4 protein-coding genes are annotated in these 5,129 nt (G+C 72.8%); 1 reads left to right on the top strand and 3 read right to left on the bottom strand.

Going from position 1 to position 5,129, the window contains the following annotated elements:
* Positions 1-321: 321 nt before the first annotated feature.
* The 3 genes from GCU69_RS24290 to GCU69_RS24280 all read right to left on the bottom strand — a co-directional run bounded on the left by GCU69_RS24290 (position 322) and on the right by GCU69_RS24280 (position 4,341).
* On the bottom strand, positions 322-1,941 hold the full coding sequence (locus tag GCU69_RS24290; RefSeq protein ID WP_235978674.1) for a glycosyl hydrolase family 18 protein: 1,620 nt from the start codon (positions 1,939-1,941) through the stop codon (positions 322-324).
* A 184-nt stretch (positions 1,942-2,125) separates the two neighbouring features.
* Positions 2,126-2,779, bottom strand: coding sequence for a response regulator (locus tag GCU69_RS24285; RefSeq protein ID WP_098753927.1), 654 nt, complete (start codon positions 2,777-2,779; stop codon positions 2,126-2,128).
* 185 nt (positions 2,780-2,964) lie between these two features.
* Positions 2,965-4,341 carry a sensor histidine kinase gene (locus GCU69_RS24280; RefSeq protein ID WP_156207182.1) on the bottom strand — a complete coding sequence of 459 codons (1,377 nt, stop codon included), beginning with the start codon at positions 4,339-4,341 and terminating at the stop codon, positions 2,965-2,967.
* A 187-nt stretch (positions 4,342-4,528) separates the two neighbouring features.
* Here GCU69_RS24280 and GCU69_RS24275 point away from each other — a divergent pair, with 187 nt between their 5' ends.
* On the top strand, positions 4,529-5,122 hold the full coding sequence (locus tag GCU69_RS24275; RefSeq protein WP_156207184.1) for a hypothetical protein: 594 nt from the start codon (positions 4,529-4,531) through the stop codon (positions 5,120-5,122).
* Positions 5,123-5,129: the final 7 nt, after the last annotated feature.

Genomic DNA, 5,129 nt, shown 5'->3' with positions numbered 1-5,129 from the left:
ATAAGAGGTGTCTCGTTGGTTGGGGGTGCCCCCGGACGGAGTCTGGGGGAGGGTCAATGTGGCCTGGATAAGAGGTGTCTCGTTGGTTGGGGGTGCCCCCGGACGGAGTCTGGGGGAGGGTCAATGTGGCTTGGACAAGAGGTGCCTCGTTGGTTGGGGGCCCCGGACGGAGTCCGGTGGGGAGTCAATGCGGCCCGGGGAACAGGTGCGCGTCGGGCCGGGGCCATGGACGGCGGCGTCCGGTGGCCCCCGCCCGGAACGTGAAGAACCGGGGAGACGGCGGGCGGCACCGTCTCCCCGGTCGTTCGGTTCCGGCGCCGGTCAGCTGAGCCCGGCGTCGATGGCGCTGATCAGTTCCCCGTTGGCGGTGTCGCCGCTGAGTTCCCAGAAGAACGCGCCGCCGAGCCCCTGCTCCCGCGCGTAGTCCATCTTGCCGCCGATGGTGTCCGGGGTGTCGTAGCTCCACCAGTTGTTGCCGCAGTGGGCGTAGGCCGTGCCGGCGACGGTGCCGGTGACCGGGCAGGACTCCTTGAGGACCTTGTAGTCCTCGATCCCGGCCTCGTACGTGCCGGGTGCGGCCCCGGTCGCGGTGCCGCCCGGCTCGCTCTGGGTGACGCCGGTCCAGCCGCGGCCGTAGAAGCCGATGCCGAGCAGCATTTTCTGCGCCGGCACGCCCTGGGCCCTGAGCTTCTTGACCGCGGCGTCGGAGTTGAAGCCGTCCTGCGGGATGCCGTCGTACGACGTCAGGGGGGAGTGCGGCGCGGTCGGGCCCTGGGCCGCGAAGGCGCCGAAGAAGTCGTACGTCATCACGTTGTACCAGTCGGTGTACTGCGAGGCGCCCGCGTAGTCGGTGGCGTCGATCTTGCCGCCCGCGGAGCCGTCGGCGGTGATCGCCGCGGTGACCAGGTCGTCGCCGAACTCGGCGCGCATCGCCCGCATCATCGACTCGAAGGCTTCCGGCCCGCTGGTGTCGCAGGTGAGGCCGCAGGCGTTCGGGTACTCCCAGTCCAGGTCGATGCCGTCGAAGACACCGGCCCAGCGCGGGTCCTCGACCAGGTCGTGGCAGGACTTGGCGAAGGCCGCCGGGTTCTTGACGGCCTCACCGAAGCCGCCGGACCAGGTCCAGCCGCCGAACGACCAGAGGACCTTGATGTGCGGGTACTTCTCCTTGAGTTCCAGCAGTTGGTTGAAGCTGCCGCGGAGCGGCTGGTCCCAGGTGTCGGCCTGGCCGTCGACGCTCTGGTCCGCCGTGTACGCCTTCTCGTAGTCGGCGTAGGAGTCGCCGACCGTGCACTTGCCGCCGGTGACGTTGCCGAAGGCGTAGTTGATGTGGGTGATCTTCTCGGCGGTGCCCGAGGTGACCAGGTCCTTCACGTGGTAGTTGCGGCCGTAGACGCCCCAGTTGGTGAAGTAGCCGAGCTTCACGTGGTCGCCCGGGGCATCCGGCTCGTCCGGGTTGTCCGGCTCCTCGGGCTCCTCCGGCTCCTCGGGTTCTTCCGGGGTGCCGCTGCCGTCGCAGGCCGCGCCGTTCAGGGTGCAGCCGGTGGGTTCGCCGCTGCCCGAGCCGTTGAAACCGAAGCTGGCGGTGGCACCGGGGGCGAGGGTGCCGTTCCAGCCGACGTTCTTCGCCGTGTAGTGGCCGCCGGAGCCGGTGACGGTCGCGTCCCAGAAGGAGCCGACCGTCGTACCGGAGGGGAAGTCCCACTCCACGGTCCAGCTCGTGAGGGGGGCGCTGCCGGTGTTCTTGACCGTCCACTTGCCCTCGAAGCCGGAGCCCCAGTCGGAGGTCTTGGTGTACGTGGCGGTGGCTTCCGCGGCGGCTGCCCCGGTGGCCGGGGGTGCCAGGCCGACGAGGACGCCGAGGGGGAGGAGCAGGGCGGCGAGCGCCGTGAGCGCTCTGTGCCGGGTGGGTGGGGTGCGTCTTGAGGAATCGGGTCTCAAGGGGTGCTCCTGGGGTCGGTCCGGAAGGAGGGGTGGAACCTGCGGCCGCCCGGTGGACACACCCGCCGCCGTCGTGTGGGGGGAGCGACGTGACATGTCCAGCGCAGTGTGGAGGAGCGTAAGAAGGTCTGGACCATTGGTCAAGAGGTCTGGACCAGTCTGGGACCGAAGTGGCCCGAAGTGGTCAGGGCGCGGGTGCCTCGATGCCCAGCTCCCGCGCCAGCACGGCGGCCTGTACCCGGCTGCGCAGCCCCAGCTTCGCCAGCAGCCTGCTCACATGCGTCTTGACGGTGGCCTCGGCCATGTCCAGCCGGCGCGCGATGTCCGCGTTGGACAGTCCCTCGCCCACGCACCCCAGCACCTCGCGTTCCCGCCGGGTGAGTTCCTCCAGCCCGGGCGGTGCCCCGGTGTCCGGCTCCGGGGACGGCTTCGCGAACTCGGCGATCAGCCGGCGGGTCACCGCGGGCGCGATCAGTCCCTCGCCCCGGGCGACCGTACGCACCGCGTCGACCAGCCCCGCCGCCTCGGTGTCCTTGAGCAGAAAGCCCGCGGCCCCCGCGCGCAGCGCCCCGAAGACGTACTCGTCCAGGTCGAAGGTGGTCAGCACCAGGACGTCGGCGATCCCTTCGGCGGTGATCAGCCGGGTCGCGGACACCCCGTCCAGGCGCGGCATCTGAACGTCCATGAGCACCAAGTCCGGTCGCAGCTCGCGCGCCAGCCGTACCGCCTCCTCGCCGTCCGCGGCCTCCCCGGCGACCTCGATGCCGGGGGAGGAGCGCAGGATCAGCACCAGCCCGGCCCGTACGGCCGACTGGTCCTCGGCGACCAGCACCCGCACCGGCCGCCGCTCCCCGGCGTCCGCGGTGCCGTCCCCATCCCCGCCTCCGCCTCCGGCCGGGGCCGGGCCGCCGCCGCCGTCCGCCGTCCGTTCCCGGGCGGTCCCCGGCGGCCGTCCGTCGTCCGCCGCCCGCTTCCCGCCCGGAGCGGTGCCGTCCCCGCCGCCGTCCGCCGTGCGCTCCCCGGTCACCGCTGTCCCTCCTCGCCCGTCGGCAGCACCGCCCGCACCTGCCACACAGTCTCCTGCCGTGCCTGCTGTTCCTGCTGTCCCTGCCGTGCCTGCTGTCCCTGCCGTGCCTGCTGTCCCTGCCGTGCTGGCTGTTCTGGCTGTTCTGGCTGTTCCTCCCGTTCCTCCCGCGCCGTCTTCCCGCCCGGCCCGTCCGCCGTCACCGGGCCCGCCTCGAACGTGCCGCCGAGCAGCGCGACCCGCTCGCGCATGCCGACCAGCCCGGCACCCGAGCCGGGCGCCCGCGGCCCGGCGGACGCGCCGTACGGACTGGTGACCCGCACCTGAAGCGCGGCTCCGCCGTCGGTGCCGGCCAGCCGCACCGCGACCGTGCCGGGGGTGGCGTGCTTGAGGGCGTTCGTCAGCGACTCCTGCACGATCCGGTACGCGGCCAGCTCGACCGGCGCCGGCAGCCGCGTCCCCGGCTCCCGTTCGTCCTCCGCGGTGAACTCCAGCCCGCTGCGGGTGCCGTTCGCCCGGAACTGCTCCAGCAGCGCGTCGAGGCCGTCCAGGGTCGGCGCGGCGGCAGGCTCGGCGTCCCGGTGGTCCTCGCCGCCGGTGTCGCGCAGCAGCCCGATCAGGCGGCGCATCTCGGCGAGGCCCTGCACGCTGTTCTCGCGGATCACCCCGAGCGCCTCCTCGGTGGCCGCCGGGTCCTTGAGGGACTGCGCGGCGGTGGAGTGGATGGCGATGGCGGACAGATGGTTGGCGACCATGTCGTGCAGCTCCCGGGCCATCCGGCCGCGCTCGGCCGTCACCGCCTCCCGCCGGTCCATCTCGGCGAGCAGCGCCGTCTGCTCGGCGCGCAGCCGCTCCGCGTCGGCCGCCCGGCGGTGCTGCCGGAGCACCAGGCCCGTCCAGGCCGGGCCGACGGAGACGAGCGCGCCCACGACGCCGATGAGCAGCGACTCCGCGGTGCGGAAGGTGGCCACGGCCCAGACCGCGACCGAGGCGGTGACGATCACCGACACCGGCAGCACCCGCCGGTACGTCCGCTCGGGCCCGTACAGCACCGCCGCGTAGATGACGTCCGTGAACATCAGCACGGTCGCGAGGTTCGACCCGATGACGAAGTCCGCGACCAGCGCACCCGACGCGACGAGCAGGGCACCGGGCTGCGCGACGCGCCGCAGCAGCTCGGTGACCGCCATCACGGCCAGCGGCAGCAGCGGCAGCATCCCGGGGTCGTGATCGGGACGGCCCAGGGTGTACAGGCCCAGCGACCACAGCAGCAGACCGCCCGCCAGCCCGGCGGCGGCCAGCAGCACGTCGTCCCGGTGCGGCCGGCGCCGCCCGGCGGCGGGTTCCGGGGGCGCGGGGGATTCTGCGGCGTCCACAGCACCATCCAACACGCTCCGGCCCTGCCCGGCCCTCCCCGGTGGGGACCGTTCCGGATCCGCCGTACTACATCGAAAGATGCAGCGAGCTTTCGTCACCTGCGACGACGCGGCGGGGCTGCCCGGCGGCGACGCTGGAAGGAGTCCGAGCGACACCGTCCGCAGAGCTACGGAAAGAAGGATTCCCGTGGTCGTCACCCTGGTCATCGTGTGCGAGGTCGCCTTCTGGGTGCTCCTGGCGGCCGGGCTCGCCCTGCGCTACCTGGCGGGCAAGCGGCGCGCGGGAGCGGCGGTGCTGCTCTGCGAGCCGCTGCTGGAGCTGGTGCTCCTCGTGGCCACGGCGGTCGACCTGCGGGGCGGCGCCGAACCCGACTGGACGCACGGCCTCGCCGCCGTCTACATCGGCTTCACCGTCGGCTACGGCCACTATCTGATCACCTGGGCCGACGGCCACTTCGCACACCGGTTCGCGGGCGGCGAGAAGCCGGAGAAGCCGCCGAAGTACGGCATGGCGCGCGCCGTGCACGAGTGGCGGATGTGCGCCCGGTCCCTGGTCGCGGCGGGCGTCGCGGCGGCGTTGCTCCAGGGCGCCGTCTGGTACATCGGCGAGGGCGGGAAGACCGGCTCGCTGGTGCAGTGGCAGGCCAAGATGGGCCTGGTCGCGGTGGTCAGCCTGATCATCGCGGTGAGCTACACGATCTGGCCGAAGCAGGCCCCGGCCCGGCCGGAGCCCTCGGCGGCCGAGCGCCTCGCGGAGTTCCGCAGGCACGCCGGCCGCTGAACGGCCC

The sequence above is a fragment of the Streptomyces lycii genome (assembly GCF_009735685.1).
Classification (GTDB): Bacteria; Actinomycetota; Actinomycetes; order Streptomycetales; family Streptomycetaceae; genus Streptomyces; species Streptomyces lycii.
This window is presented reverse-complemented; position numbering and strand designations above follow the sequence as displayed.